The organism is Tessaracoccus caeni (assembly GCF_029211185.1).
GTDB classification, from domain to species: domain Bacteria; phylum Actinomycetota; class Actinomycetes; order Propionibacteriales; family Propionibacteriaceae; genus Arachnia; species Arachnia caeni.
Window position 1 is genome coordinate 1 of record NZ_JARGDO010000003.1, and the last position, 26003, is coordinate 26003.

The 26003-nt window shown below is 67.4% G+C and carries 17 protein-coding genes; 4 read left to right on the forward strand and 13 right to left on the reverse strand.

Going from position 1 to position 26003, the window contains the following annotated elements:
* Positions 1–217 precede the first annotated feature (217 nt).
* Complete coding sequence (locus P0D62_RS03500; protein WP_275701238.1) at positions 218–610, forward strand: DUF3817 domain-containing protein; 393 nt, start codon at positions 218–220, stop codon at positions 608–610.
* A gap of 319 nt (positions 611–929) precedes the next feature.
* Here the strand turns inward: P0D62_RS03500 and P0D62_RS03505 are convergent, their stop codons facing one another.
* The 6 genes from P0D62_RS03505 to P0D62_RS03530 form a co-directional block, all read right to left on the reverse strand.
* The gene (locus tag P0D62_RS03505; protein WP_275701239.1) at positions 930–1625 is read right to left on the reverse strand and encodes an SURF1 family protein; all 696 of its coding nucleotides are present in this window, start codon (positions 1623–1625) and stop codon (positions 930–932) included.
* 7 nt (positions 1626–1632) lie between these two features.
* Entirely contained in the window at positions 1633–2571 is a 939-nt protein-coding gene (locus P0D62_RS03510) for a D-alanine--D-alanine ligase family protein (RefSeq protein WP_275701240.1), read from the reverse strand.
* An 85-nt stretch (positions 2572–2656) separates the two neighbouring features.
* Entirely contained in the window at positions 2657–3961 is a 1305-nt protein-coding gene (locus P0D62_RS03515; RefSeq protein WP_275701241.1) for an aminotransferase-like domain-containing protein, read from the reverse strand.
* 172 nt (positions 3962–4133) lie between these two features.
* The gene (locus P0D62_RS03520; RefSeq protein ID WP_275701242.1) at positions 4134–4742 is read right to left on the reverse strand and encodes a hypothetical protein; all 609 of its coding nucleotides are present in this window, start codon (positions 4740–4742) and stop codon (positions 4134–4136) included.
* Positions 4742–5059: a thioredoxin gene (gene trxA / locus P0D62_RS03525; RefSeq protein WP_275701243.1), complete on the reverse strand. Its 318-nt coding sequence runs from the start codon at positions 5057–5059 to the stop codon at positions 4742–4744. Before trxA ends, P0D62_RS03520 begins: the two co-directional genes overlap by 1 nt.
* A 99-nt stretch (positions 5060–5158) precedes the next feature.
* Positions 5159–8323: a DEAD/DEAH box helicase gene (locus tag P0D62_RS03530; protein WP_275701244.1), complete on the reverse strand. Its 3165-nt coding sequence runs from the start codon at positions 8321–8323 to the stop codon at positions 5159–5161.
* Positions 8324–8671: 348 nt separating this feature from the next.
* Between P0D62_RS03530 and P0D62_RS03535 the strand changes: the two genes are divergently transcribed.
* Both P0D62_RS03535 and P0D62_RS03540 read left to right on the forward strand, forming a co-directional pair.
* Entirely contained in the window at positions 8672–11470 is a 2799-nt protein-coding gene (locus tag P0D62_RS03535; protein WP_275701245.1) for an Ig-like domain repeat protein, read from the forward strand.
* Between the two features lie 372 nt (positions 11471–11842).
* Positions 11843–13588: an Ig-like domain-containing protein gene (locus tag P0D62_RS03540; protein ID WP_275701246.1), complete on the forward strand. Its 1746-nt coding sequence runs from the start codon at positions 11843–11845 to the stop codon at positions 13586–13588.
* 22 nt (positions 13589–13610) lie between these two features.
* Here the strand turns inward: P0D62_RS03540 and P0D62_RS03545 are convergent, their stop codons facing one another.
* The 7 genes from P0D62_RS03545 to P0D62_RS03575 all read right to left on the reverse strand — a co-directional run bounded on the left by P0D62_RS03545 (position 13611) and on the right by P0D62_RS03575 (position 23684).
* Positions 13611–14408 (reverse strand): ABC transporter ATP-binding protein, encoded by a 798-nt coding sequence (locus tag P0D62_RS03545; protein WP_275701247.1) that lies wholly within the window; start codon positions 14406–14408, stop codon positions 13611–13613.
* Positions 14405–15469: a FecCD family ABC transporter permease gene (locus P0D62_RS03550; protein WP_275701248.1), complete on the reverse strand. Its 1065-nt coding sequence runs from the start codon at positions 15467–15469 to the stop codon at positions 14405–14407. Before P0D62_RS03550 ends, P0D62_RS03545 begins: the two co-directional genes overlap by 4 nt.
* Positions 15466–16518, reverse strand: coding sequence for a FecCD family ABC transporter permease (locus P0D62_RS03555; protein ID WP_275701249.1), 1053 nt, complete (start codon positions 16516–16518; stop codon positions 15466–15468). Before P0D62_RS03555 ends, P0D62_RS03550 begins: the two co-directional genes overlap by 4 nt.
* Positions 16515–17387, reverse strand: a complete 873-nt coding sequence (locus P0D62_RS03560) for a hypothetical protein (RefSeq protein ID WP_275701250.1) — start codon at positions 17385–17387, stop codon at positions 16515–16517. Before P0D62_RS03560 ends, P0D62_RS03555 begins: the two co-directional genes overlap by 4 nt.
* Positions 17388–17413: 26 nt before the next feature.
* The gene (locus tag P0D62_RS03565) at positions 17414–21055 is read right to left on the reverse strand and encodes an immunoglobulin domain-containing family protein (RefSeq protein WP_275701251.1); all 3642 of its coding nucleotides are present in this window, start codon (positions 21053–21055) and stop codon (positions 17414–17416) included.
* Entirely contained in the window at positions 21052–22056 is a 1005-nt protein-coding gene (locus P0D62_RS03570) for an iron-siderophore ABC transporter substrate-binding protein (protein ID WP_275701252.1), read from the reverse strand. Before P0D62_RS03570 ends, P0D62_RS03565 begins: the two co-directional genes overlap by 4 nt.
* A gap of 455 nt (positions 22057–22511) precedes the next feature.
* The gene (locus tag P0D62_RS03575) at positions 22512–23684 is read right to left on the reverse strand and encodes an Ig-like domain-containing protein (protein WP_275701253.1); all 1173 of its coding nucleotides are present in this window, start codon (positions 23682–23684) and stop codon (positions 22512–22514) included.
* 381 nt (positions 23685–24065) lie between these two features.
* On the opposite strand from P0D62_RS03575, the gene P0D62_RS03580 reads away from it, so the two are divergent.
* Positions 24066–25760 (forward strand): Ig-like domain repeat protein, encoded by a 1695-nt coding sequence (locus P0D62_RS03580; protein WP_275701254.1) that lies wholly within the window; start codon positions 24066–24068, stop codon positions 25758–25760.
* Positions 25761–26003: the final 243 nt, after the last annotated feature.

Genomic DNA, 26003 nt, shown 5'->3' on the forward strand with positions numbered 1-26003 from the left:
GGCTTCGGGCCGCCAACCCAACGGGGGAAAACCGCCCCGCTATTTTCGCCCCCGGGCGGCGGGGGGGGGGGGGGGGGCCGGGGCCCCCCGGGGGGGGGGGGGGGGCCCCCCCCCCCCCCCCGCAACCGCATTAGCCACACCGAACAGGGCCGTCGTCCCCCCTGTGCAGCGGAAGGGGAGTGAGGAGGCACCGTCGTCACAGCGATAGGGTGGGAGGGTGAGCGAAACCACCGAGGATCCCACCAACGACATCACCGCTGAAGACCTGCCCGGCATCCGTTCAGCCCTGACCCGCTACCGGGTGATGGCCTGGGTGGTCGGCACCCTGCTGGTGGTGCTGACGGTCGGGGTGGTGTTCAAGTACCTCATCCCGGGTTACAACGAGTTCGGCAGCACGGTCGTCACCTATGTCGGCGTCGGTCATGGCTGGCTCTACCTCGTGCTGTTGATCACCGCCTACGACCTGGGTCGTCGCCTCCGCTGGAGCATCAAATGGTTCATCATGATCATGCTCGCGGGCACCGTCCCGTTCCTGTCCTTCGTCGCTGAGCACTACGCGACGAAGAACGCCCGAGCCATCGTGGCCGAGGTCACCAACCACGCTCTTTGAGGTGCGAAGGCTCAGGGCGAGGAACGAGCCCCAAGCCTGAGCCTCGAAAAGAGCCAGCGCGACCCCTGGTTGGGACTGTTGTTCGGCTGCCGGTCGCTCTTTTCGAGGCTCCGCTGCGCTCCGCACCTCAAAGAGCGTGGAGGGTGCTCCGCGCTCGTCTTGATTGTCGAGGCTCCGCTGCGCTCCGCACCTCAAAGAGCGTGGAGGGTGCTTCGCGCTCGTCTTGATTGTCGAGGCTCCGCTGCGCTCCGCACCTCAAAGAGCGTGGAGGGTGCTTCGCGCTGGCCTTGATTGTCGAGGCTCCGCTGCGCTTCGCACCTCAAAGAGCGTGGATCTTCCTTCTCGCGGGGTCCATTCCGCGGGCGATGAAGATGCTGAAGGCGATGGCAGCCCCGGCGAACACCCACCACTGCATCGCGTAGCCGCGGTGCGTGGCCGAGCCTTCGCCCTCGGGGAGCACGACCTCTGCCGTGCCCAGGCCTTGGGCGGCAGAGTCGTCCCCCGAGAGGGTGAGGTATCCGCCCACCAGGCCTGCTGGCCACTCCTGCGCCAGCTGCTGCAGGCGGACCGTGGATAGATCACCCAAGGGCTCCACGCCGGGCTCAGCGGGGCTGTCGCTGGCCAGGAAGACCCCGACGATGTCCTGGGGGCCCGCGGGTGGTTCGGGAATCGGGTCTCCGGGTGAGACGCTGCCGCGCACGACGGCGACCGTGCGGTCATCCGACAGCCGGAAGGCAGTCACGACGCGTAGGGGAGCCTCGTTCCCGACGAGCACCTCATACTCGGGCAGATAGCTGCCCGACGCGGTGGCGTAGCGGCCGTAGATGTCCTCGACGACCCCATCCGGGCGGATATTGCCGGCCAGATCGACCTGTTCCATCTCCGCGCGCTGCGTAGCCACGTCGAGCGCGGAGCGCTGGAACTGCGCCATCTGCCAGAGCCCGAGCCCGAGCATCACCACCGCCAGCACGATCCCGATCAGGATCGTGAGGGCCTGCTTGAGCCGCAGGCTCACTGCTGCCTCACTTCTCCGCGCTCGCCAGGTCGACCAGCGACGCGAACACCTCTCCCAGTTTCAGCCCGGCCGCCTCGAAGGCGAGGGGAGCCAGCGAGGTCTCCGTCATGCCCGGCGCCACGTTGCCCTCGATGAAGACGGGCTCGCCCGACTCGTCGACGATGATGTCGGTGCGCGACAGATGCCTCAGCCCCAGTGCGCGGTGCGCGGCGACGGCGAGTTCCTGCGCGGCCTCCAGTGTCTCCGCGGGCAGCTCGGCGGGGGTGACGAAGCGGGTGGCGCCCGCCGTGTAGCGCGACTCGTAATCGTAGATGCCCGACTGCGGGCGGATCTCAACGGGAGGCAGCGCGCGGCAGCCGTCGGCGTCGTCGAGCACCGTGACGGCGATCTCGCGCCCGGTGATGAACTCCTCCACCACAGCCACCGGGCCGTATGCGTAGGCGGACACCAGCGCGTTGGGCAGCTCGTCGGCGGCGTTGACCTTGGACGCGCCGAGCGCGGAGCCGGAACGAGTGGGCTTGACCATGGCGGGATAGCCGACGGCCTTTCCCAGCGACTCCATGATCATCGGCGCGCCGAGCTCACGGAAGATGTCGGAGGGCAGGGCCACCTGCTTGGGCGTCCGCAGGCCGTGCTCGCGCACCACGGCGGTGGCGATCGACTTGTCGAAGGTGATCCGCGACGCGGCCCCCGTGGCGCCGACGAACGGCACGCCCAGCACGTCGAGCACCTCGCGCAGCGCGCCGTTCTCGCCCAGCCCGCCGTGCAGCATCGGCAGCACCACCGGATCCGGGGTGCGTGCGATCAGGGGGAGCAGGTCGGTGTTGAGATCGGTCTCGATCACCTCACGTCCCAGCTTCTGAAGGGCCTTGGCAACTCGGCGCCCGGAACGGAGCGACACGTCGCGCTCATGGCTGAGTCCGCCGGCGATCACGATGACAGTCATTACTGAATCCTAGTTCGTTGGGTCTTGTGACGCTCCTTTCGAGGCTCCTCGCAGAGCTCGTCGCACCTCAAGGAGCGTATGTCAGTCATGACAGGTCGGGGGCGGGCGCGCCGAGACGACTCTGTGCCGCCGCGGTGTGGAAGATGCCGAAGGTGTTGTGGATCTCCAACTCGTTGGTCACCACGTCGGCCAGGCGCTGCACGCCCAGGCGAATCCGGTCGGGCGGCGGGAAGCAGAACGACAAGCGCATGTTTCGCGCGCCCTGTCCGTCGAGGTAGAACGCGTTGCCCGGCACGAAGGCGACGCGGGCGTTGACGCCGCGCGGCACCATGGCCTGCGAGTCGAGCCCGTCGGGCAGCGTGACCCAGACGAAGAAGCCGCCCTTCGGCTTGGTCCAGCTGACGCCGTCGGGCATGTGCTCCTCAAGCTCCTCCAGCATCGCGTCGCGGCGCTCGCGGTACATGTCGCGGAACACGACCACCTGGCGTCGCCAGTCGGTGGTCGAGAGGTAGTTGGAGATGGCGAACTGAGAGAACACCGGCGGGCACAGCGTCGCCGACTCCTGCGCCAGCACCAGCTTCTCGCGTACCGCGTGGGGAGCCACCACCCAGCCGACCCGGAAACCGGGGGCGAAGGTCTTCGAGAACGACCCGAGGTAGATCACCTCGTCGTCGAAGGAACGCATCGCGGGCAACGGCTCGGAGTCCAGGGTGAGCAGGCCGTAAGGGTTGTCCTCGAGAACCAGCACCCCGTTATCGTGGCATACCTCGACGATGCGCCGGCGGCGCTCCGGTGGCTGGGTCACGCCCGACGGGTTGTTGAAGTTGGGGATCGTGTAGAGGAACTTGATCCGCTTGCCCTCCGCGCGAACCCGCTCGATGGTGGCCAGCAGCGCGTCGGGGTCGAGGCCCTCGTCGTCGCACGGGCAGTGCACCACCTCAGCCTGATAGCTCGCGAAAGTGCCGAGCGCGCCGACGTACGACGGCGACTCCGCCAGGATCACGTCGCCCGGGTTGCAGAAGACGCGGGTGACCAGGTCGAGCGCCTGCTGCGAGCCCGCCGTGATCACGACGTCGTCGGGATGGGCGGTGATGCCTTCCTCCGCCATCACCTCGCAGATCTGCTCGCGGATGGCTGGCTCGCCCTGGCCGGAGCCGTACTGCATCACCTGGGTGCCATTGGTGCGGATCATCTCCGCCAGGTGGTCGGCGATGTCTCCGAGCGGCAGATCCTTGATGTTGGGCATGCCGCCGGCCAGCGACACGATCTCCGGTCGGTTGGCGACAGCGAACAGAGCTCGCACGGCGGAAACCCGCATGCCGTGGGTGCGATCTGCATAGTTGTCGACGAACCGGTCGAGCCGGGTGTCGTATCGAGGCGTATTGTTCACGCCGTCAACCTTGCCTCTAAAAGGCGCGTTCGGTAAAGGATTTCGCCAAATTTCATACCCCAATTGGGGTGGCGATGGTCCTGCGGAGGTGTGCGGTGGCTCTTTTCGAGGCTTCGGCCTGGGGCTCGTTCCTCGCCCTGGGCCTTCGCACCTCAAAGAGCGTGTTGGGCTGCTACTCGGGGGGAACCTCGCCACGGAGAGCGACGAGGAACTCGTCGAGGATGGGCGCGATCGTCGCGGCGTCCTGCTGGGTGAGGCCCACCATCAGGATGCCGGTGGAGTCCACCATGCGGCCGCAGACCGTCAGGCCGGTGTCGACCGAGGTGCCGCAGAGGTCGTCCTCCCCGGCGCCGGTGGCATCTTCGATGCCTGCGTTGAGCATGTAGACGCCGAGATCCTCCTCCGGGCGAGACATGAGCAGCGCGATCTGGTTCTGCCCGTCGGCGTAGTCGGCGCGCAGGATGCTGCGGCCCTCGTCGGCGGGTGCCGGCGATTGGGTGGAGGTGCCGATGACGTAGTCGCCCACCTGCTGCGGTGCCTCCAGCGGCCAGGTCGGCTGGGGTTCCTCCGGTTCACCGCTGCCGAGCGCCACGCCGATCCACGCGGCGATGCCGATCACCGCGGCACCGATGAGCGCGCCCCCCACCTTCACGCTGGTGGGCAGCGGGGGCTTGTGCGGTGCGGAAGGGGTGTCGGCCCGAGGCGCCTCGACATCGCCCGGCGGGGCGTCCTCAGCGGGACGCCAGCCGGGTTCGTCGGGAGCGGGGCTCTGTGCGGACATCACAGAAGCTCTTCGATGGCCTTCTTCAGCGCCGTCTTGGTCTTGCCGCCGGTGAGCGACTTCGCGACGCGCCCGGCCTGGAAGAACTGCAACGTAGGCAGGCTCAGCACACCTTGCTGAGCGGCCAGGTTGGGGTAGGAGTTGGTGTCGACCTTGACGATCTTCACGTCGGGGTAGGCCCGAGCCAGCTCGTCGAGGATGGGGGCCATCTGCTTGCACGGTGCGCACCAGTCGGCCCAGTAATCGACGATGACCAGGCCAGGTGCCATCAATACCTCGTCGGCGAACTGCTGTTCGGTGATGTCGGTGACGGCCATGGTGCTCCTTCGAGTTAGCTTCCGGTGTACGTGCAGCGTCGTCCAGAATAACGCCGAGCGATACTTGGCCGAAATGGGGTGGAGATAGGTCGCTCTTTGTCAGGCGTCGAGGAGGCCGCGGATGTCGTCGGCGGTGAGGGGCGAAGCGATGTCGGTTGTGCGGCCGACGACGGCGTCGAAGAGGTCGCGCTTGCGCTCTTGGAGCGCCACCACCTTCTCCTCGATGGTGTCTGCGCTCACCAGGCGGTAGACGTTGACGGGCTTGTCCTGACCGATTCGGTGCGTGCGGTCGATGGCCTGGCTCTCGGTGGCGGGGTTCCACCAGGGGTCAAGAATGAAGACGTAATCGGCCTCGGTGAGGGTGAGACCGAAACCGCCGGCCTTCAGGCTGATCAGGAACACCGGGGCGTCGCCCTCGCGGAAGGCGTCGATCCGGGTGGCGCGGTCTCGCGTGCGGCCGTCGAGGTACTCGTAGCCGATGCCCTCTTCGTCGAGCCGCTTTTTCACCAGGGCGAGGAACCCGGTGAACTGGCTGAACACCAGCGCGCGGTGGCCGGCGGAGACCACCTCGTCGAGGTGCTCCAGCAGGGCGTCGATCTTGGACGAGACCGCGGGGTAGTCGGGGTCGACCAGCGACGGCGACAGGCTCAGCTGACGCAGCATGGTCAGCGAGCGCAGGATCGTGATGCGGTTGCGATGCAGGTCGCCCACCAAGCCCATCACCTTCTGGCGCTCGCGAGCGAGGTGGCGGTCATAGAGCTTGCGGTGCGCCGGCTCGAGCGGCACAGCGATCACCTGCTCCTGCTTGTCGGGCAGCTCGGTGGCCACCGACGCCTTCGTCCGGCGCAGGATCAGCGGCTTGATGCGACGGTGCAGGCGCGCGAGGGCCTCGGAGTCGCCGGCCTCGATCGGCTTGCGATACGCCTCGGCGAAGGCTCGGGGGTCGTGGAACAGGCCGGGGGCAGCGATCGACAGCAGCGACCACAAGTCCATCAGGTTGTTCTCCAGCGGGGTGCCGGTCAGCGCCACCTTCACGCGCGCCTTCAGGCGACGCACCGCCTGATACACCTTCGACGCCTGGTTCTTGACGAACTGCGCCTCGTCCAGCAGCACCGCCGACCAGACGATCTCTCGATACTCGGGGGCCTCCAGGCGCAGCAGGGTATAAGAGGTCAGCACGATGTGGGCGCCGGCGATGGCCTCCTCCAGCGGCAGGCCGCGGCGGCGTTGGGTCTCGGTGATCGCCACCACCCTGAGTTCCGGGGCGAAGCGCGCGGCCTCCGACGCCCAGGTGCCGAGCACCGACGTGGGCGCCACCACCAGCATCGGGCGGTCCAGCCGACCGTCCTCCAAGGCGGCCTGCGCCATGGCCAGCGACTGCACGGTCTTGCCCAGGCCCATCTCGTCGGCGAGGATGCCGCCCAGCCGGCTCTGCCAGAGGAAGCGCAGCCAGGCGTAGCCGTCGCGCTGGTAGGGACGAAGATCGGCCCGCAGGCCCGCCGGCGGCTCGACCTGCGCCAACTCGTCGTGATTCAGCAGTGCCCCGACGGCCTCCCGCCAGGCCCGCGACTGCTCCGCGACGACGCCCAACTCGACGAGCTCCTCCCACAGGCCCGCATGTTCGGGACGCAGATGGAAGGTGTCGCCGTCGTGATCGACGAGCAGCCGGGCCTCCTCGATGATCGCCCGCAGCTGGTCGAGCTGGGGCACGTCGAGCGAGAACCAGGTGCCGGAGTCCAGGATCAGGTGCCCTTGGCCCATCGCGAGGGCCGCGAACAGTGGGCCGAACGGCACTGTTTCGTCGCCGATGGTGACCTGGACGTCGAGGTCGAACCAGTCGCCATGCTCGGACTCCTCGATGCGCAACGCGATCTGCGGGGCATGCTCGGCTTCCTGGAACTGAGGGATCACACCGGTGAGCTCCACCTCCACGTCGTCGCGTTCGTGCAGGGCGGGCAGTACTTCGGTGGCGAAGGTCACCATCGCGAAGCCCGTCAGGTCGGCGTCGCGCAGGCGGGGACGCTCGCGTTCGTCGCGGTCGCGCCAGGCGCCCGCGGGCACCGACGCCACGAGCGCCGCCTCGGCGGCAGGCTGACGCAGGGGCGGATCGGCCGGGGAGGGCAGGGGACGCACGTCGTGCACGCCGTCGCCCACCCGGTAGCGGAAGCCCCACCGGATGCCGAGGCGAGCGTCGCCCGTCTCGATGAGGCAGCGCAAGACCGGCGGCTGGGGCTCGGGGAGGTCGACGTCGGGGCCGACGAAGACCTTCACCCGTTCGCGCAGCTGAGGGAGGAAGCCGGTGGCGAAGAGGCCGATGTCCTCCCCCGGCACGGTGAGTGTGCCCCCGGAGAACAGCCGGTGCTCCTCGCTGTCGAGCTGGCGGGTGAGCGGTGCGAGCAGCAGGCGGTCGCCCGCGTGCACCATCACGCCATGGGCGGGCTGCCCGATGAGTTCCTTGCGGGTGAGGGGATGGCGGCCGCGGGCCAACTGGACGGCGGGTGCCAGGCGGAGGTCGCCGTCGGAGCCGAGCACCATCATCTCGGGCACCAGCGGTTCCTCGAGCAGCATCGGCTGGGGGAGCGCGGCCCTGTTGATCCCGGTTCCGGGCAGCAGTTCGACGCCGCGGTCGACGGCCCTGCGAAGCAGTTCCCAGGCGTCGGGGCGTGTCTCGTTGAGCGGGAGGGCGTCCACCCGGAACGAGCCGTGGCTGTGCCGGCGGGTATCGAGAAGGGAAGCGAGGATCTGGCGCTGGGCCTGGTTCACGTCGCGGGCCCGCGAGGCCAGGTCGTCCCAGGTGGCGCCCGTCTTCACCCACTTGCCATGCCGACCGCGCTTGAGTGGGCGCAGCGTCGGGCCGTAGCCGGTGTCGTCGATCTCCAGAGCCAGCTGTGCGCCCTCGTCCTCGTCGTGGACGGAGGCGAGCAGCGGATCCAGGGCGCGTCGCCAGTCCGGGGCGGCAGCGGCGGCGCCGGCGGCACGCGCGTGCAGCAGCAGGGCCGCCGCATGCTTGCAGCGGTTGTGCACCGGGCAGGTGCAGATGGTGATCAGCTTCTCGAAGCTCGACTCGCACACCACCGAGGTCTGGTAGACGTGAAACCCGGAGCCGCGCACCTGGGCGGTGAGCAGTTTGGGAGTCGTGCGTACGTTCACCAGCCGTCCGGCGCTCATGTAGTCGGCACCGCGCTGCATCGTGCGGCTGCCGAAGTAGGCGAGGAGATCGCCGTCGTCCGGTTCCAGCACCCAGGCCGGGAAAGAGCTCATCATGACGGACAACGGGCGGCTGCTTCTCTTGCGTATCGGGGAGGTTGAACCCGGTGGCCGGGCTGGGTGTGGTGCGGCAGAACCAATCCAGCGATCCGCCATCCGGTTTTCATGCGTTACCTCCCGACCACACGACAGCCGCCAAGTTTACCCCTGACCGCCGTCGTGAGTGGATCCGATTGCTGAAGCGGACGCCTCCGCGGGGCCCTTTTCGCCCCTTGATCTCATTCAGCGAACCGATTGGCTTAGGCCGTTTAGGTTAGGTTAACCTTGCGAAACATGGGTAAGGCGAGCCTTACCTTGTCCTTTTGGGTCGATTCTCCGGCCCCCCAAGCACGTGCGAGGAGCAACATGTCCCCTGTGCCTGACGGCGCCCTGAAGGCGTCGAGGTTACGAACCCCCCTGATCGCAGCACTATCCCTGTCTCTTATCGGCTCGGCGTCCATCCTTGGAGCGCCCACCGCCGCCGCGGATCCCGTGGTCGCCGAGAACGGCTGGTCGTACGAGAAGGAGTCCTTCGACACCGGCGTGCAGAATGGTTACCAGCTCGCGCTGGACACCGCCAACCGCAAGGTCTACCTGAGCGATGCGTACTGGAGCCGGCAGACCCGTGAGGTCACCGCGAACGAAGACGGCACCTTCACCTACGGGCCCGACGAGTTCACCATCGGCAGCGGCAAGCTGGCCGTGTTCGACTCGGCCAGCCGTACGCGCGAGCCCGACCAGTCGTTCCTCGACCTGACCCGCAACGACGGCAATGGCCGCGAGAGCGAGCCCTTCAGCTGGGCCAACGCGGCCGTGGATGCGAAGTCGATCAACTCGATGCGCACCACCTTCTCGCCCTACGGCGTAGCCGTCGACGGCACCACCCCCGGTGGAGCGACCGTCGTCACCACCACCGCGCGTCAGCAGGACGCAGACGAGGGCTTCGGCGGTGGCGTCGTCGTGTACAACGTGTCCCAGGGCGCGCCCACCGATGCCGATCGCGTCTTCGAGTTCGAAGACGGCAGCCCGATCTTCGCCGGCCCGCGCCGCATCGCGGTCAACACCAAGACGCACAAGGCCTACGTCACCAGCCTGGGCAACTCCCGTGGCAAGGGTTCTGACGGCTTCATCACGCAGATCGACCTGCTGACCAAGAAGGTCGATGCGCGCATCACCGTGCCCGAGGCCGTCGGCGCCGTCGGCGTGGCCGTCGACGAGGACAACAACCGGATCTACGTGGGCGCCATGAAGGAAAGCCGCCTGTACGTGATCGACGGCTCGAAGGTGAAGACCACCGACGCCAAGAACCTGGAGCTCAACAACGACGCGATCACCGCGCTCGAGGCCACCCTCCCGTCCAACCAGCGCCCGGCCTACAGCCCGGAGCTGAAGCGTCTCTACGTCGCCTCGTTCGATGCCAAGACCATCAGCGTCATCGACGCCGACCCCGCCAGCGCGGGCTACGGCAAGGTTCTGCACACCATCGAGACCGGCCCCACCAATGCGGTGGAGATCGACGGTGAGCGCAACCTGCTGTACTCGGCCAATCTGGGTGACCAGAACGTCGTCGTGTTCGACGCCACCACCTACGAGAAGCTGCTCACCCTGCCCACCTCGGGCAACGCGATCAACATCGGCATCGACCCGGTGAGCCGCGATGTGTGGGTGTCCAACTTCAGCAACGCCGGCAAGGTCGACGTGTTCACCATCACCGAGCCGACCACCACGGAGACCACGTCTCCCAACGGCGGCACGCTGGTCACCCCGCGCCAGGTGGTGCTGGGCTCCGACATCGTCATCTCCGGCAAGGGTTTCTTCCTCAAGGACGGTAGCGGCGGCTCCATCGGCCCGGTCTTCGTGAACCAGGGCGGCGGCTCCCAGGGCACCGGCCCGGTGAACGTCGAGAACCGCACCATCGAGAACCAGGCTCCGGAGGTCGAGTACAGCGACGCCCGTGCGCATGGCGTGTTCAAGAGCGACGCGGAGGGCAACTGGACCATCACCATCCCGTTCCCCACCCCGGAGAACTCCACCCTGACCCCGGCGACCGCATGGAAGGCCGGCGACGTGCAGTACATCCGGATCCTGACCGGCAGCCTCGCTCCGGGCGGCACTGATCAGTCGCGCAGCATCGCGGCCCCGTTCACCGTGGTCGCTCCCGCCGTCGATCCCGAGCCCAGCGAGGACAAGGCAGCAGTCGAGGCCCCCGCCGAGTGGGTCGAGGGCAAGCCGCTCACCATCACCGGCACCGGCTGGACCTGGGAGAACGGCACCGGCTCCACCGTCGGCGTCAAGCTGAACCGTGGCGCGCTGGTTCCCGTCACCCCCCTCGGCGTGGACTTCCCCGACGACGTGTGGGCGGTCGTGAAGGCCGACGACACCACCGGCAACTGGAGCCTCACGCTGCCCTTCCCGGGTGAGGGTGTCTCCAAGACCCCGGCGACGGTCGGCGAGGACATCACCATCAACCTGCTCACGGGTAGCCTGGCTCCCGGCGACCGCGTCCGCGGCGTTCCGGTGACGGTGAAGACCGTCGCGGCCCCGAAGCCCCCGGTGGATCCGAAGCCCGAGGTGAAGAACCTGACGACCAAGACCCCGAAGATCACGGGCACGGCGAAGGTCGGCAAGACGCTGAAGGTGGACTCCAAGTCGGTGGCTTGGACCCCGGCCAAGGTGACCCTGAAGTACCAGTGGCTCCGCGATGGTAAGTCGATCTCGGGTGCGACGAAGTCTTCGTACAAGGTGACGAAGTCTGACGCGGGTAAGAAGCTCTCGGTGAAGGTGACCGGCTCGAAGTCGGGCTACAAGACGGTGTCGAAGACGTCGAAGACTGTCTCTGTTGCGAAGGTTGCTTCGTCTGTGAAGGTGTCCGTGCCGTCCTTGGTGGCCAAGGGTAAGCAGGCCACGATCAAGGTGAGCATCTCTGCGGCGACGTCGAAGCCGACCGGTACGGTGACGGTGAAGGTGAATGGCAAGACCGTCAAGAAGACCGTCTCGTCGTCTGCGAAGGGCAAGGTGTCGGTGAAGCTGCCGAAGATCTCGAAGAAGGGCTCGTACAAGGTGAGTGTCTCCTTCAAGCCTTCGGGCTCGACTGCGAAGTCGACGGCTGCCTCGAAGTCTGTGACCAAGACGCTGAAGGTGTCGAATAGCACGCGGCTGAAGTAGTCGACGCTCTCCTCGAGGCTCGGCCGCAAGCGGCCTCGCACCTCGAAGAGCGTAGAACGCTCAAGGCTCGGCCGCAAGCGGCCTCGCACCTCGAAGAGCGTGGAACGCTGGAGGCTCGGCCCGCGAATGGCCTTGTACCTCGAGGAGCGTGAACGACCAGGGGCCGCCGGACTCAGTCCGGCGGCCTCTTGTTGTGTTCTGGTGGTAGCGAAAACCCTCGAAGCCGGACTGCTCTCGCTGATAGCGTCGGCCTTCCAGAGGTCAACGGTTCGCGACCCACCTCGCCACCTGAGATCGCTCAATCCCATAAGGCCAGGGGGCAAAGTCGTGTCCAACCCATCCGCCATCCGTATCAGACGAGGATTGGTGGCCGTGGCCGCTGGCCTCGCGCTTCTGTCGACGAGCCTGAGTCCAGCCCAGGCCGCCACTATCAGCGAGACAGAACCGAATGACTCCACTTCTACGGCGAACGTGCTGCCCCTCGGCTCGACGATGCAAGGCTCAATGCAGGGAACGTCGAACTGGGACTATGACCACTACGCGGTCGACATTCCTGCGGCGGGACGCACCACCATCGACCTTCGCTTCCCAGAGCTCACTTCGTCCGCCGCTTATGGTCTGCTGATCCTCGACGACAAGGGTCGTACGGTTCAGGCATTCGACCTCACCTCTGGGCATCGTGATGGTGCCTGGCTTCGCTCTCAGGCGCTGTTCCTGCCGAAGGGCACCTTCTACCTCAGGCTTTCCGGGTCCAAGAGCTGGGACAGCTGGGGCAAGCAGTACAGCCTCACCGTCACCCACGCGCCGGGCGACGTCGAACTGGAGCCCAACGGCAGCAGCCAACTCGCAACCACACTGCCGTTGGGGACGACGATTGCCGGCTCCATGCTGATCAACAGCACGTGGGACTACGACTACTACGCCATCGATGTGCCGGCGGCCGGCCGCACCACGATCGACCTTCGGTTCCCTCCGTCCGGGTCGTCCGCTGCTTACGGTCTGCTGATCCTCGACGACAAGGGTCGTACGGTTCAGGGATTCGATCTCACCTCTGCGCATCGTGATGGTGCCTGGCTTCGCTCTCAGGCGCTGTTCCTGCCGAAGGGCACCTTCTACCTCAGGCTCTCGGGTTCCCAGACCTGGGACACATGGGCGAAGCAGTACACGCTCAAGGTGACGCACGCGGCGGGGCTCGTCGAGCTGGAGCCGAACGGCTCTGCCCAGCTCGCCACCGAGCTTCCGCTGGGAAAGAGCCTGAAGGGCTCCAGTCTGATCAACAACACGTGGGACTACGACTACTTCTACGTCGACCTTTCCTCGGCCGCGACGCTGGCCGTGGAGCTCACTGCACCAGCGGTGCAGGGCTCGAGTCGGGCCTATGAGCTGCGCGTGCTGAGTGAATCCCAGGTCACGCTCCAGTTCGACGACGTGCCGGTCGGCAAGACGCACCGCATGGACATCGCTCTGCCCGCCGGCCGCTCCTATCTCCGAGTGGCGGGTTCGTACACCTACTCGAGCTGGGGTCACGAGTACACGCTGAAGGCCACCCGGGCGCTGGGCAGTACCTCGGCGCCGACGATCACCGGGACGAAAGCCGTCGGCAAGACGGTGAAGGCGTCGGTGAAGGCCTGGAAGCCGTCGGGGGTGACGTTCGCCTATCAGTGGTTGCGCGATGGCAAGGCGATCAAGGGAGCGACGAAGTCGTCTTACAAGCTGACGAAGTCGGATGCGGGCAAGAAGATCTCGGTGAAGGTCACCGGCTCGAAGTCGGGCTACTCGTCGGTGTCGAAGACGTCGAAGACGGTCACCGTGGCCAAGGTGGTCTCCTCCGTGAAGGTGACGGTGCCGAAGTCGGTGAAGGCGGGTAAGCAGGCCACGATCACGGTGGGTGTGTCCGCTGCGACGTCGAAGCCCACCGGCACGGTGACGGTGACCGTGAATGGCAAGAAGGTCACCAAGTCGGTGAAGGCGTCGGCCAAGGGCCAGGTGTCGGTGAAGCTGCCGAAGATCTCGAAGAAGGGATCCTACGCAGTGAAGGTCTCGTTCAAGCCTTCGGGTGATACCGCGAAGTCGACGTCCACGTCGAAGTCGGTGACGAAGACCCTGAAGGTGACGTGATCGTCAGGGGAGCTGTGGCACCTCAGAGAGCGTCGATGTCGAGGGGGAGTACCAGGGGGCGACCGGTGACGGGGTCGGGGATCACCTGGCAGGGGAGGTCGTAGACCCTCTCGATCAGCTCGGCGGTGACGATGTCCTCCGGGCGGCCCTCGGCGACGATCACCCCGTCTCGCATCACGATCAGGTGGGTGGCGTAGCGGAAGGCCAGATGCAGCTCGTGCAGCACCAGCACGACGGTGCGTCCCTCGCGGTGCAGCCGGCGGGTGAGGTTGAGCACCTCGATCTGGTGGGCCACGTCGAGATAGGTGGTGGGCTCGTCGAGCAGCAGCAGCGGGGTCTCCTGGGCGAGCGCCATGGCCACCCAGACGCGCTGCCGCTGGCCGCCGGACAGCTCGTCGACGTTCCGGTCGGCAAGCTCCGCGACGTTGGCCGCCACCAGCGCATCCAGCACCGCGCGCTCGTCCTCCTTCGACCACTGGCGCAGCAGGTTCTGGTGCGGATAGCGCCCGCGCGCCACCAGGTCGGACACGGTGATGCCGTCCGGGGCCGTCGGCCCCTGCGGCAGCAGGCCCAACCGCCGAGCCACCGCCTTCGGGGCGAGCTTGCCGATCGGCTGGCCGTCCAGCAACACCAACCCGGCCTGGGGCTGGAGCATTCGCGCCAGGGTCTTCAGCAGCGTCGACTTGCCGCAGGCGTTGGGTCCGACGATCACCGTCAGCTCGCCCTCGGGGATGACGACGTCGACGTCGTGCAGCACCGTGCGCTGCGCGCTGTAGCCGACGCGCAATGCCTCGCCGGAGAGCCGTGCCGGGGTCGTCATAGTCGTTTCCTTTCGACGGCGAGGAGCCACACCAGATAGAGCCCGCCCAGCGATCCGGTGATGACGCCGACGGCGAGCTCGGTGGGGGCGAAGAGACGTCGGGCGATGAGGTCGCTGACCAGTACCAGCACCGCACCCATCAGCCCCGCACCGAACAGCGGCACTCCCGGCGTGTGGGTGAGCCTACGGACGAGATGGGGGGCGGCCAGGGCGATGAAGGCGATCGGTCCGGTGGACGCCGTCGCGACGCCCATCAGGGCGACCCCGATGATGATCAGCACCAGGCGCGAACGCTCCACCCGGACTCCCAGCCCCGTCGCGGCGGCGTCGCCGAGCGGAAGCTGGGCGAGCGGCCGGACGAGGGACACGGCGACGGGTGTCAGCACAGCGAGTGCGATGGCCACGATCGCCGCTTCGGGCCAGAGTGTGCTGTTCAACGACCCGGCCAGCCACTGCGTGGCCGTCTGAGCGGCCTCCAGTGGCGCCTTGACGACGAGCAGCGAGTTGACCGCCGCGAGCACCGCGCCCACCCCGATGCCCACCAGCACCAACCGGAAGCCGGCCACGCCGGAGCGCCAGGACAGGCTGTACACGACGGCGGCCGTCGCCAGCCCTCCGGCGACGGATGCCAGCGCGATAGCGAGGGTGTCCCCGCCCAGCAGGATGATCTGCACCAGCGCCCCGGTTGCCGCGCCGGTGGTGAAGCCGATCACGTCGGGGCTGCCGAGGGGGTTGCCGGAGACGGTCTGGAAGATCGCGCCCGACATGCCGAGCGCCATGCCCACCAGCAGGGCCGTCACCGCGCGAGGCAGCCGCACCTGGGTGACGAAGTACTGGGCCAAGGGATCCTCGGCGGTGCCTTGCAGGGCCGCAAGGATCTGGCCGGGCCCCATCGTGTAGTCGCCGATGCCGATGCCGACGATCGCGGCGGCGACGGCGGCCGCGAGAAGAATCAGATAGATGATGGCGGCCCGCCGCTCGAAGCGGAGGCTGAACGGCCCGAACCGCAACGTGGCATGCCGACGGTGCAGGCTGGCCTGGACCACCTGGAGCGCGCTCATAGGGCTGCGATCTTCCTGCGACGCACGATGGCCACGAACACCGGCGCCCCGATCAGCGCCGCGATCACGCCCACGGGGGCCTCCTCGGGACGCACGACGACGCGGGCGATCACGTCGGCGCCGAGCAGCCAGGCGGGGCCGAGGAGCGCGGAGAAGACGGTGACCCAGCGCTGGTCGGAGCCGACGAGCAGCCGCGCGGCGAAGGGCACGGCCAAGCCGACGAAGCTGATGGGCCCGACGGCGGCGGTGGCGGCGCCGCACAGCAGGGTGATGGCGATCATGGTGCCCACGCGGGTGCGTTGAATCCGCACGCCGAGCGCCTTGCCGGCCTCGGTGCCCAGCGCCAGTGCGTTGAGCGCAGGGGCAAGGATGAGGGCGATGAGCAGGCCGAGCGCGATGAACGGCAGCACCGTCCACAGCACCGGATACAGCCGGCCTTCCAAGGAACCGGAGACCCAGAACCGGAACTCGTTGAAGGCGGTCTGGTCGGCCAGGATGATCGTCTGGGTCAGGGCCTGGAGCGCCGCGCTGATCGCGACGCCGGCCAACGCCAAGCGGGTGGGCGTCGCCACGTGGTGGTGAGCGGTGCCCAGCAGGTAGACGGCCGTCGACGCCAGCGCCGCGCCCGCGAAGGCGAACCACAGGTAGAAGGACATGCCGCTCACGCCGGTGAGGGCGACGGCGAGCACCACGGCTACGGAGGCGCCGGCGTTCACGCCGAGGATTCCGGGATCGGCCAGGGGGTTGCGGGTGAGCGACTGCATGAGCCCGCCGGCGATGCCCAGCGCCGCGCCCACGACGATGCCCAGCAGGGTGCGCGGCACGCGCAGCTCATGCAGGACAGTGGACTCGCTGGACCCGTCGGGCGCCAGCAGCAACGACCAGGTGTCCAGGAACGGGATGTCCTTCGAGCCCAGCGACAGCGACAGCAGCACGGCCAGCGCCAGCACCGCCACCGCGCCCACCAGGGCCGCACCGCGCACGGTGCCGGGGCGCGTCAGTGGTGCTGGGGTCGTCGAGGTCGGCGCAGGCGTCGCTGGTGCCGTCATCCCTGGCTGGCGGTGGCGGCCGCCTGCTTCGTCAGCCGGTTGCGACGCGCCAGGGCCCAGGCCACTGCGCCGCCGCCCACTACCACGGCTCCCGCCAGGATCGCGATGCCCGCGACGGGCACGCCACCGGCGGCACCGGGAGGCGCCTGCGCGGCGTCGACGACGGCCGCCTCAGGGCTGCTGGTGGGCGTAGCCTGGGCAGCGTCGACCGAAGCGGTCGGTTCGGTGCTTGGATCGACGGAGGCGCTTTCGCTCGCGCTGGCCGACGCCTCAGGGGAGGGTGACGCGCTCTCGTCGTCGCCTAGGTCGACGGTCACCGACCCACCGGTGACCTTGCCGTCGGACTTCGTCGAGCCGCCGCCCTTCACCTCGTCGGAGCCGCCGGCGCTCTTGTCCGACGAACCGCCGGCGACGACGGTGAAGTCGTTGCCGCCACGACGGGTGTAGCCCTCGTAGCCGAGCTTCTCGCCCGTCTCCTCGTCGAAGACATCGCCCGTGGCCAGCATCCGCAGCCAGTGCTTGCCGGGCTCGAGGTCGGGCACGACGATCGATCCGGTCGCCGAGCCGTTCTTGTCCAGCTTCTGCGTGTGATAGACGCAGGCGCCGTGCGAGGTGTCCGTGCACATCTCGCCGTCGTCGATCTTGATATAGACGGTCTCCCCGGCCGGGTAGCCGGAGACCTTGAAGTTGAGCGTCTCGCCCGCCTTCACCTCGCTGGGCCAGACGCTGGAGCTGGTGCCCGGGGAGTCGGGGCCCGCGCCGTCCGGCGGGAGCGCGCTGGCCGCGCTGGTCAGGCCGATGGCGAGCCCGGCGGCGAGGGCCAACGCGGCGGCGCCGCGGCGCAGGGCGGTCAGGGATCGGTTGATCATGTGTCGTTCCTTCTCAGGCATGTTTTTCACGGGCGCGGCCGGGGTGGGGTTTGCAGGATGATGACGCCCGCGGCGGAGCCGGCGAGGACGAGGACGGCGACGCCGGCCAGGATCAGCGTCCAGGTGGTGTTGGAGCCGCTGGCGACAGGGGCCGGTGCGTCGGTCGTGGCGAGCTGCGTGGTCGCGTCGACTTCGGCCAGCGGGGGCACCTCGGCGTTGATGGCGGCCTCGGCCTCCGGCTTCTCAAGCGGCTTGGGACCGTCGACGCCCACCCAGCCGACGAGCTGGCCCTTGGCGCTGACCAGCGCCAGCTTGTGGGCGCCGTCGGGCAGCTTCCCGACGGTGACGTTCAGCTTGTGGTCGGTGCCCACCTGCACCCAGTCGATGCCGACCACCTTGCCGGTCTCGGTGTAGAGGAACAGATAGGCCCAGTCGCCGCCCTGCACCTCCGGCACGGTGACGACGAGCTTGCCGTCGGCGCCGCTCACGCTGGCCTTGCCGGCGTTCTTCTCGTCCAGATCGGCCCACTCGGTGACGGGCTGCGCGGCGGGCTTGGCGGGCTTCGGCGCGCTGACCTTCACCGGCGCCTTGGTCACCGTCGTCGGTTTCTTGTTGACCGTGGGCTTGGCCGCTGCCTTCGGCTTCGCGACGGTGACCGTCGTCCAGCCGAGCAGCTTGCCCTTGCGGTCCTGCACGGACAGCTTGTTGGTGCCGGAGGGCAGCTTCGCGGAGGCCAGCGGAAGGCTGACGGTGCCCTTCTTGTTCACCTTGAACCACTCCGCGCCCCACGGGAAGCGGGGCGAGGTGCCGTCGTAGACGTTGACGTAGACCCAGTCGCCGGCCTTGGCCTTGGGCACCGAGATCACCCAGTGCTTCTTCTGCTTCGACACCTCGACGCCGCCCTTTCGCGACTTCTTCAGGTCGTCCTTGGTGTGCAGCGGATCGGGCGCGGCGGCCGGCTTGCCCGGCTTCACGTTGTCGAGGGAGGCGCCCTCGGCCACGACGGTGAACTCGGGCGTCACGACGCTGCGCGACGGGTCGGGACGAGATCCCGCGTAGTAGGGATCCGCGCTGAGCGTGCGGGTGAGCAGCTGGAGCGTGTAGGAGCCCTCGGCGAAGCCCGGCTTGGAGTTGGTGCGCGTCGGCAGCGGGATGTCGACGTCGAAGGAGCCGTGCTCGTCGGCCTCGATCACGTACCAGATGGTCTTGTTGGTCTTGCTGATGCCCGCGGGGGAGGTGCCAACTTCCTTGCCCCGGTTGGCGTCGTAGTGCGCCGCCGTCGCGGTGGGCAGGTGCTGGTAGCCGCCGGCATTGATCTTGATCGCGATCAGCGAGCCGCCGCCCACCAGGTTGCACCAGTCCTCGCCCTTCAACCGGATGCTGCCGCCGACGTTGGCCGCCGGGCGCTTCATGCCGGGAGCCAGCTGGAAGCTGTAGTCAGTGGACTTGGCCTTGCAGGTGGCGCCGTCGGAGACCTTCGGGACGTAGGGGATGTTGTCGATGATCAGCGGCGACGAGGTCCACGTCCGGGCGACGTCGCCGAGCGCGGTGCCGTCGTCGGTGGTGGTCAGCTGCACGGCGAGATGGTCGCCGCCGGTCAGGCCCGAGGGCATGGCGATGGTGGTCGCGATCTCGCCCAGTTCGTTGGCCCGGATCACCTGCCACACCGTCGAATCGGAGGACACGGGACGCTCGGCCTTCGGCCGCGTGTAGGCCTTGCCCTTGGCGTCCAGGAGGCGGACGTTGATCGTCGATCCCCACGACTTGTCCTTGGTCAGCCAGCCGGTGCCGGTCAGCGGGAACGCGGACTTCGACTCGACCTGCGTCGGCAGCCATGCCACCGCGCGGTCCTTCGCCACCGTCGAGCGGAACGTGTGGTGCTCGTAGACCGGCTCCTTCAGCGACACGTCGTCGCTCAGGCTCTTCACCACGGTGAAGAACAGCGAGCCGCCGCGCTGGCGATCGGCGGGGTCGGTCAGCAGCGATCCGGTGAGCATCCGGATGGAGTGCTCGGTGCCGGGTGCGAAGCGCTGGGCGATCTCGGTCTTGGTGAGCGTGGTGCCCGTCGGTGTCGGCCACGGAATGGTGGCCGTCCAGGTGCCGTCGGGACGTGCCTGCACGACGGCGTGGGAGCGGGTGTCGCTGAGCGCCTTGCCGGTGGCGGGATTGCGGAGAGTGCGCGTGGAGTAGACGGTGTTGGGGTCGCCGGAGTACTGCGCGTCGAGCAAGAAGTTGATGACCGATCCGGTCTTGCCGTCGGTGGCCAGGTAGCCGCCGACGCCCTCGATCACGATGTCCTGGCCGGCGACGACCTTTTCGGGGCCCTTGAAGCAGAACTCGACCCCGGTGTGGGCCGTGCCGGGCCCGTATGAGGCGCCACAGGTGGTCTGCACCGTGCCGCGCGGGGTGACGATCAGCGTCGCCTCCTGCGTCGCGACACCCTTCGGCGAGGCAGAGTTGGTGAACACCGCGCGGTACCGCTGCGACGACTGGGCCAGGAACACACGTTCCATGGTGTAGCTCGTGGAGGTGGCGCCGCGGAGGTCGGTCCAGGTCTCGCCGCCGTCGAGGGAGCGCTGCCACCTCACGGTGGGGGTGGGACTGCCCTTTGCCGCCGCCGTGAAGGTGACGTTCTCGCCGGCCTCCACGGAGGCGCTCTGCGGGTGCGTGGTGATCGCCACCTGGCCCTTCGTCGGCTCCTCTGGATCGGTGGGATCCGTCGGATCGACGGGGGCCGCGCCCGCGATGGTGATCGTCAGCGGGACGGTGCGCGACACGTCGGGCCGTTCGTTCGGGTCGACGCCCGCCTGGTCGCTGTACATGGTGCCCGAGAGGAGCTGCACCGTGAAGCTGCTGCCGGGCTTCCATGCCGGAACCTTGACGGCGTTGGCGGCGGAAGGCCACTCGAGCTCGAGCTCGAAGGAGCCGTCGTTGTCGGCCCAGACGGCGCCCCAGACGGTGTCGTTGGTGTTCGGCACGCCTGGCCGCGGGTTGGCCAGCACGGTCTTGCGTTGCAGCTGGCCGAGGTCGTCGTCGATCAGCTTCACGCCGATCACGGAGCCCCGTTCGCCCTCGACGGTGCGCTCGGGCTTGGCGGTCCACCCCGTGCCGGAGAGCCGGATCGGCTGACCGGGCTCGACCTCGGCGTTGTAGACGACGGTCTCGCCGCCGAAGTGGGTGTAGGTGGTGGTTGTCCCGGTGACGAAGTCGCCGTCGGCTAGGGGCGCCACGGTGGCTTCGGTCTCGTCCGCTGGCTTGGCGGCGTCTGCGGGTGCATCGGCAGACGCTGTCGTCTCCGTCTCACCCCCCTCCGAAAATCGGCCAATGGCCGATTTTTCGGTGTCTGTTGCCGAGAATCGACCATTGGCCGATTTTTCCGAAGCGGGTTTCGGGGTGGCGGTGCGCGCCGGGTCGGGGTTGGCCGTCGGCTGATCCGCAGCGTCTGCCTGCGTGCGGCTCGGTTGCGACTCGGGCTCGGCTGCGGGTTCTGGCGTCTCCGGGGAAGCCGACTCCTCCGATGCTGGTTCCGCTGAGGCGACGGGCGGCGTCGCGTCGGGAGCGGTGGTGTCGTCGGCGGCCGCGAACGAGGGCTGCAGCAGCAGGCCGGCCGCGATCAGCGCCGCGGTCCAGAGTCGAATGGTGCGTGCCAGGGGGTGCGGGGAGCTCACAGCAGTTCCTTCTCGACGAACTCGATGATCCGGCGCATCAGGATGGGGCCTCCGGTGGAGGTCCACAGGGATCCGTCGACCAGGATCACGTGGCCGTCGCGGTAGGCGGTCAGTTCGCGGAAGCCGGGCACCTCCTGCGCCTCGGCGTAGGCGGCCTCCGCGCCGGTGACGTCGGCGGTGCCGCCGGCAACCGGGTTGTTGACGCTGGAACCGCCGAGGGTGCCGAAGAACATGTAGTCGGCGTCGGCGTCGGCCAGGTTCTCCAGCGAGATGGGCTCGGAGTGGCCCCGGCCCTCGCGATCCTGGGCGGGCGGGCGCTTCAGGCCGATCGTCTCCAGCGCCATGCCGGGGGGCAGATCCTTCAGGATCAAGGAGGCGTTGGACCCTTGCCAGCGCACGATGGAGAACGTCTTGTCCTCGAAGCCGGCCTCGTAGAGCCGGGTCTTGAGATCCTCGGCGTAGGTGTCGAAGTCGGCGAGGACGTCCTCGGCCTGATCTGCCTTGTTCAGCGCGTTGGCCACGTTGGTGAAGGTGGTGCGCCAGTCCGCTCCGGCGTAGCCGACGAAATAGACCGGGGCGATCTGCTCCAGGATCTGCACGGCCTCGGGGTTGTTGCCGCCCGACGCGTAGGTGAGGATCAGGTCGGGCTTCAGCTGCGCGATCGCCTCGAAGTTGAACTGCGCGACGCTGCCCACCGTCGGGATGCCGTCGGCCATGTCCAGCAGGTAGTTGGGCATGGTGCTCTGGCCGCGGCCGTTCACCGACCCGACGGGCATCACGCCTAGCGCGAGGGCGCCGTCGAGGGTGGGCTCGGAGAGCGTGACGACGCGCTGCGGCTCGACGGGGACGATCACCTCGTCGTGTTTGACGTCCTCGATCACGCGGATCGGAGTGCCGTCGGCCAGGCCCGGGATGCCCTGGGCCACGTCGCCGGTTGCGGCGGGAGTCGTCGGTTGTTCTGGCTCAGCGGGGGGAGTGGAACCGCATGCGGTCACCACCACGCTGACCGCCGCGCACAGGAGAACACGCCACGAGCGGCGCCGGCGATCCGATCGAGACTGCGGGAACGAGCGGGCGCGCGCCGGTACGTCCTGGAGAGTCAAGGTCCACCCCTTCGCGGCGAGCGACGCCCGCCTCACATGCACTAGTAAGGCTTACCTTAGCGGATTGCGTCACGAAAGCCTTTCTCATGTCTGACGTGACACCGCACACCACGCTCTCTGAGGTGCGGGGCCTCGAAAAGAGCCAGCCGGCAGCCGAACGACAATCCCTGCCATAGCTCACGCCGGCTCTTTTCGAGGCTCCGCTGCGCTCCGCACCTCAAAGAGCGTCATCAGTGCTCCGCGCTGGCCTTGATTGTCGAGGCTCGCAAGCTTGCACCTCACGGAGCGTCATGATCACGCTCCGTGAGGTGCGAGGCCGTCTGCGGCCGAGCCTCGAAGGGAGCGTCAGTCGACTACTTGACCTTCAGCGTCTTGGTCACCGTCTTCGAGGTGGCCGTCGACTTCGCGGTATCACCCGAAGGCTTGAAGGAGACGCTCACCTTGTAGGAGCCCTTCTTCGAGATCTTCGGCAGCTTCACCGACACCTTGCCCTTGGCCGACGACGACACCGTCTTGGTGACGGTCTTGCCGTTTACCTTCACCGTTACCTTGCCGGTGGGCTTGCTCGTCGCCGCAGAAGACACCGTCACCTTGATGGTGGCCTGCTTGCTCTTGGCCACCGAGGAAGGAACCGTCACCTTCACAGAGGAGGTCACCTTGGCGACAGAGACGGTCTTCGAGGTCTTGGACACCGTCTTGTAGCCGCTCTTCGAGCCGGTCACCTTGACGCTGATCTTCTTGCCAGCGTCCGAGTTGGTCAGCTTGTAGGAGCTCTTGGTTGCGCCCTTGATGGACTTGCCGTCGCGGAGCCACTGGTACTTCAGGGTCACCTTCGCCGGGGTCCATGCCACCGACGTCGAGTCCACCTTCAGCGTCTTGCCGACCTTCGCGGTGCCCGTGATCTTCGGGGTCTTCGTCGTCAGATCCTGCTGCGGGACGACGGTGAACCGCACGCTGATGCCGCGCTGGTAGTCGGCGGGGCTGGTCAGCATCGAGCCGGTCAGGATGCGCACGCTGTGCTGGGTGCCGGGCGCCCAGTTGTTGGCGAAGTAGGCGGCGTCACGCCCCTGGGTATTGGAGAGGGTGGGCCACGGGATCTCCATCCGCCAGGTGCCGTCGGCGTTGGCCTGGACGACGCCGTGCGACCGCTTGTCGCCGAACACCTTGCCGTCGACCGGGTTGATGATCGTGCGGGAGGTGAGCAGCGTGTTCGGGTCGCCGGAGCGCTCGGCGTCGACCATGAAGTTGGCCACGGAGCCGGTCTTGCCGTCGGTGGCCAGGTAGTTCTTGCCGGTGATGACGATGGGCTGGCCCTGGATCACGGCGTTCGGCGCGCTCACGCTGAACGGCTGGGCAGGCTGAACGGGTCCGTAGGACTCGCCGTGGATCTCGACGGGGGTGAAGGGGTCCAGGTCATCGGCGTGTGCCGTGGCCATTCCTCCGATCGATCCGGCGGTTGCCAGCATCGCCGCCGTCAACGCGGCGACGATCCGTCCCGCCATCCGATTCTTTGTCTGTTGTGCCATGACTGCTCCTGCTTCGCGGTTCACGTCGGAAATTTGGTTAGGCTCACCTAATCTCAAGTCAACCCAGGCTACGTCGCCACTGGTCGACTGGGCAACTCGGCGTCGCTCGCGTCCAGATGGCGCACGCTGGGGTGCGCCTATGCCGTTGGTTCGGATACGTTAGGGGTACCTAACTTAGGTAACCCTAAGACGTGACGTTTATTGGTGTGGTTTTGAGATCCAGGTTGCCCAGGTGGTGGTGTGAACGTGCGTTCGAAGGCTCGTTGAGCTGAGCGTGTGAAGCGATTCGATGAAGGAAGCAAGATGACACAACTGACCAGGCCAGCCTTGCGGGGTTCCTCTCCTCGACGTCGCGGTGCGATGTCCCGGAGGTTCCTAGCGATGCTCGTCGCGCTATTGGTCGCCCCGCTCGTCGGACCGGTGGCGCAGGCAGCGGCGGCTCAGCAAGCGGTGCAGGTGACCAATAGTGCGGTCGAACAGTTCGACAACCTGTGGTTCAACCTTTCGGACTTCACCGAGGGCGCCAAGGTGCGCGTCGAGTTGGCGAAGGGTGTGGGGGATCCGGTGGTTTCGGCGTCGTTCACGATCGGTGCAGACGGCAACACGGCCAATCCTGACGGGCAGACTTATCGTCGCGTGACGTTGCCGCGCGATGTGGCTCCGGGCTCTGACTACGTGTTGCGCGTCGTCGATGCGGGTACCGGAGGGGTGCTCGCCACGAGCGCTGCGGTGACGGTGACGCCCCTGACCACTCGCGTGTACAACCCCGGCGACCATGCCGGCGGCGAAGAAGACGTGCTGGTGCAGCGCGGTGGCGTGTGGACCTTCCGGGCTTCCGGGTTCGCGCCCGGAGGGAAGCTGACCGCGTCTGCGGTGCTGGATGGCAACGCCGTCGTGTTGAGTGGTATCGGTCAGATCAGCTCTTCGGAGAAGGCCTGGCAGTTGGATGCGAACGGCGACGTCAGCCGCGCGGAATACGCGCGCGTCCAGATCCCCGCCGACGTGGAGCCTGGTGATTTCGAGGTGACCCTCACCGACGGAACCAAGACGGTGGAGCGGACGCTGACGGTGGAGGAGCCGGTGGAGTCTGCGGTGACGGTTGCGCCGTCGGTCGAGCTGGGCGGCACGCTCAAGGTGACCGGGGTCGGGTTCACGCATCCGGTCAACGGTGGTTCGAAGATTGCGATCAAGATCGACGATGGCGCCTACTCGCGGGTTGATGCGTCGCTTCACCAGAATCAGACGATCTGGTGGATCGTGCAGGCCGATGAGAACGGCTCCTTCGAGATCGATATGCCCGTTCCCAACGGCACCACTGCCGATAGCAGCGGGACGCTGGGCTCCATGCCGGCCCTGACGCCGGGGGAGGGGTACACGCTGCGATTCCTCACCGGAAACCTCGACGGCGGTCCGTCGCGGACGATGAAATCGTCCCCGTTCACGGTCACCGGTTCGGTTGATCCGGTGGATCCGAAGCCCGAGGTGAAGAACCTGACGACCAAGACCCCGAAGATCACGGGTTCGGCGAAGGTCGGCAAGACGCTGAAGGTGGACTCCAAGTCGGTGGCTTGGACCCCGGCCAAGGTGACCCTGAAGTACCAGTGGCTCCGCGATGGTAAGTCGATCTCGGGTGCGACGAAGTCTTCGTACAAGGTGACGAAGTCTGACGCGGGTAAGAAGCTCTCGGTGAAGGTGACCGGCTCGAAGTCGGGCTACAAGACGGTGTCGAAGACGTCGAAGACTGTCTCTGTTGCGAAGGTTGCTTCGTCTGTGAAGGTGTCCGTGCCGTCCTTGGTGGCCAAGGGTAAGCAGGCCACGATCAAGGTGAGCATCTCTGCGGCGACGTCGAAGCCGACCGGTACGGTGACGGTGAAGGTGAATGGCAAGACCGTCAAGAAGACCGTCTCGTCGTCTGCGAAGGGCAAGGTGTCGGTGAAGCTGCCGAAGATCTCGAAGAAGGGCTCGTACAAGGTGAGTGTCTCCTTCAAGCCTTCGGGCTCGACTGCGAAGTCGACGGCTGCCTCGAAGTCTGTGACCAAGACGCTGAAGGTGTCGAATAGCACGCGGCTGAAGTAGTCGACGCTCTCCTCGAGGCTCGGCCGCAAGCGGCCTTGCACCTCGAAGAGCGTAGAACGCTGGAGGCTCGGCCCGTGAATGGCCTTGTACCTCGAGGAGCGTGAATGACCAGGGGCCGCCGGTGACCACCCGGCGGCCCCTTCCTGTTACTGCGGATCCACCAGAAAAGCGCTGCGAATCGACCAGCAAACTGCTGCGAATCCACCAGCGCTCGCCTTGGGAGGGTGGTCGTCCGTAGGGGTC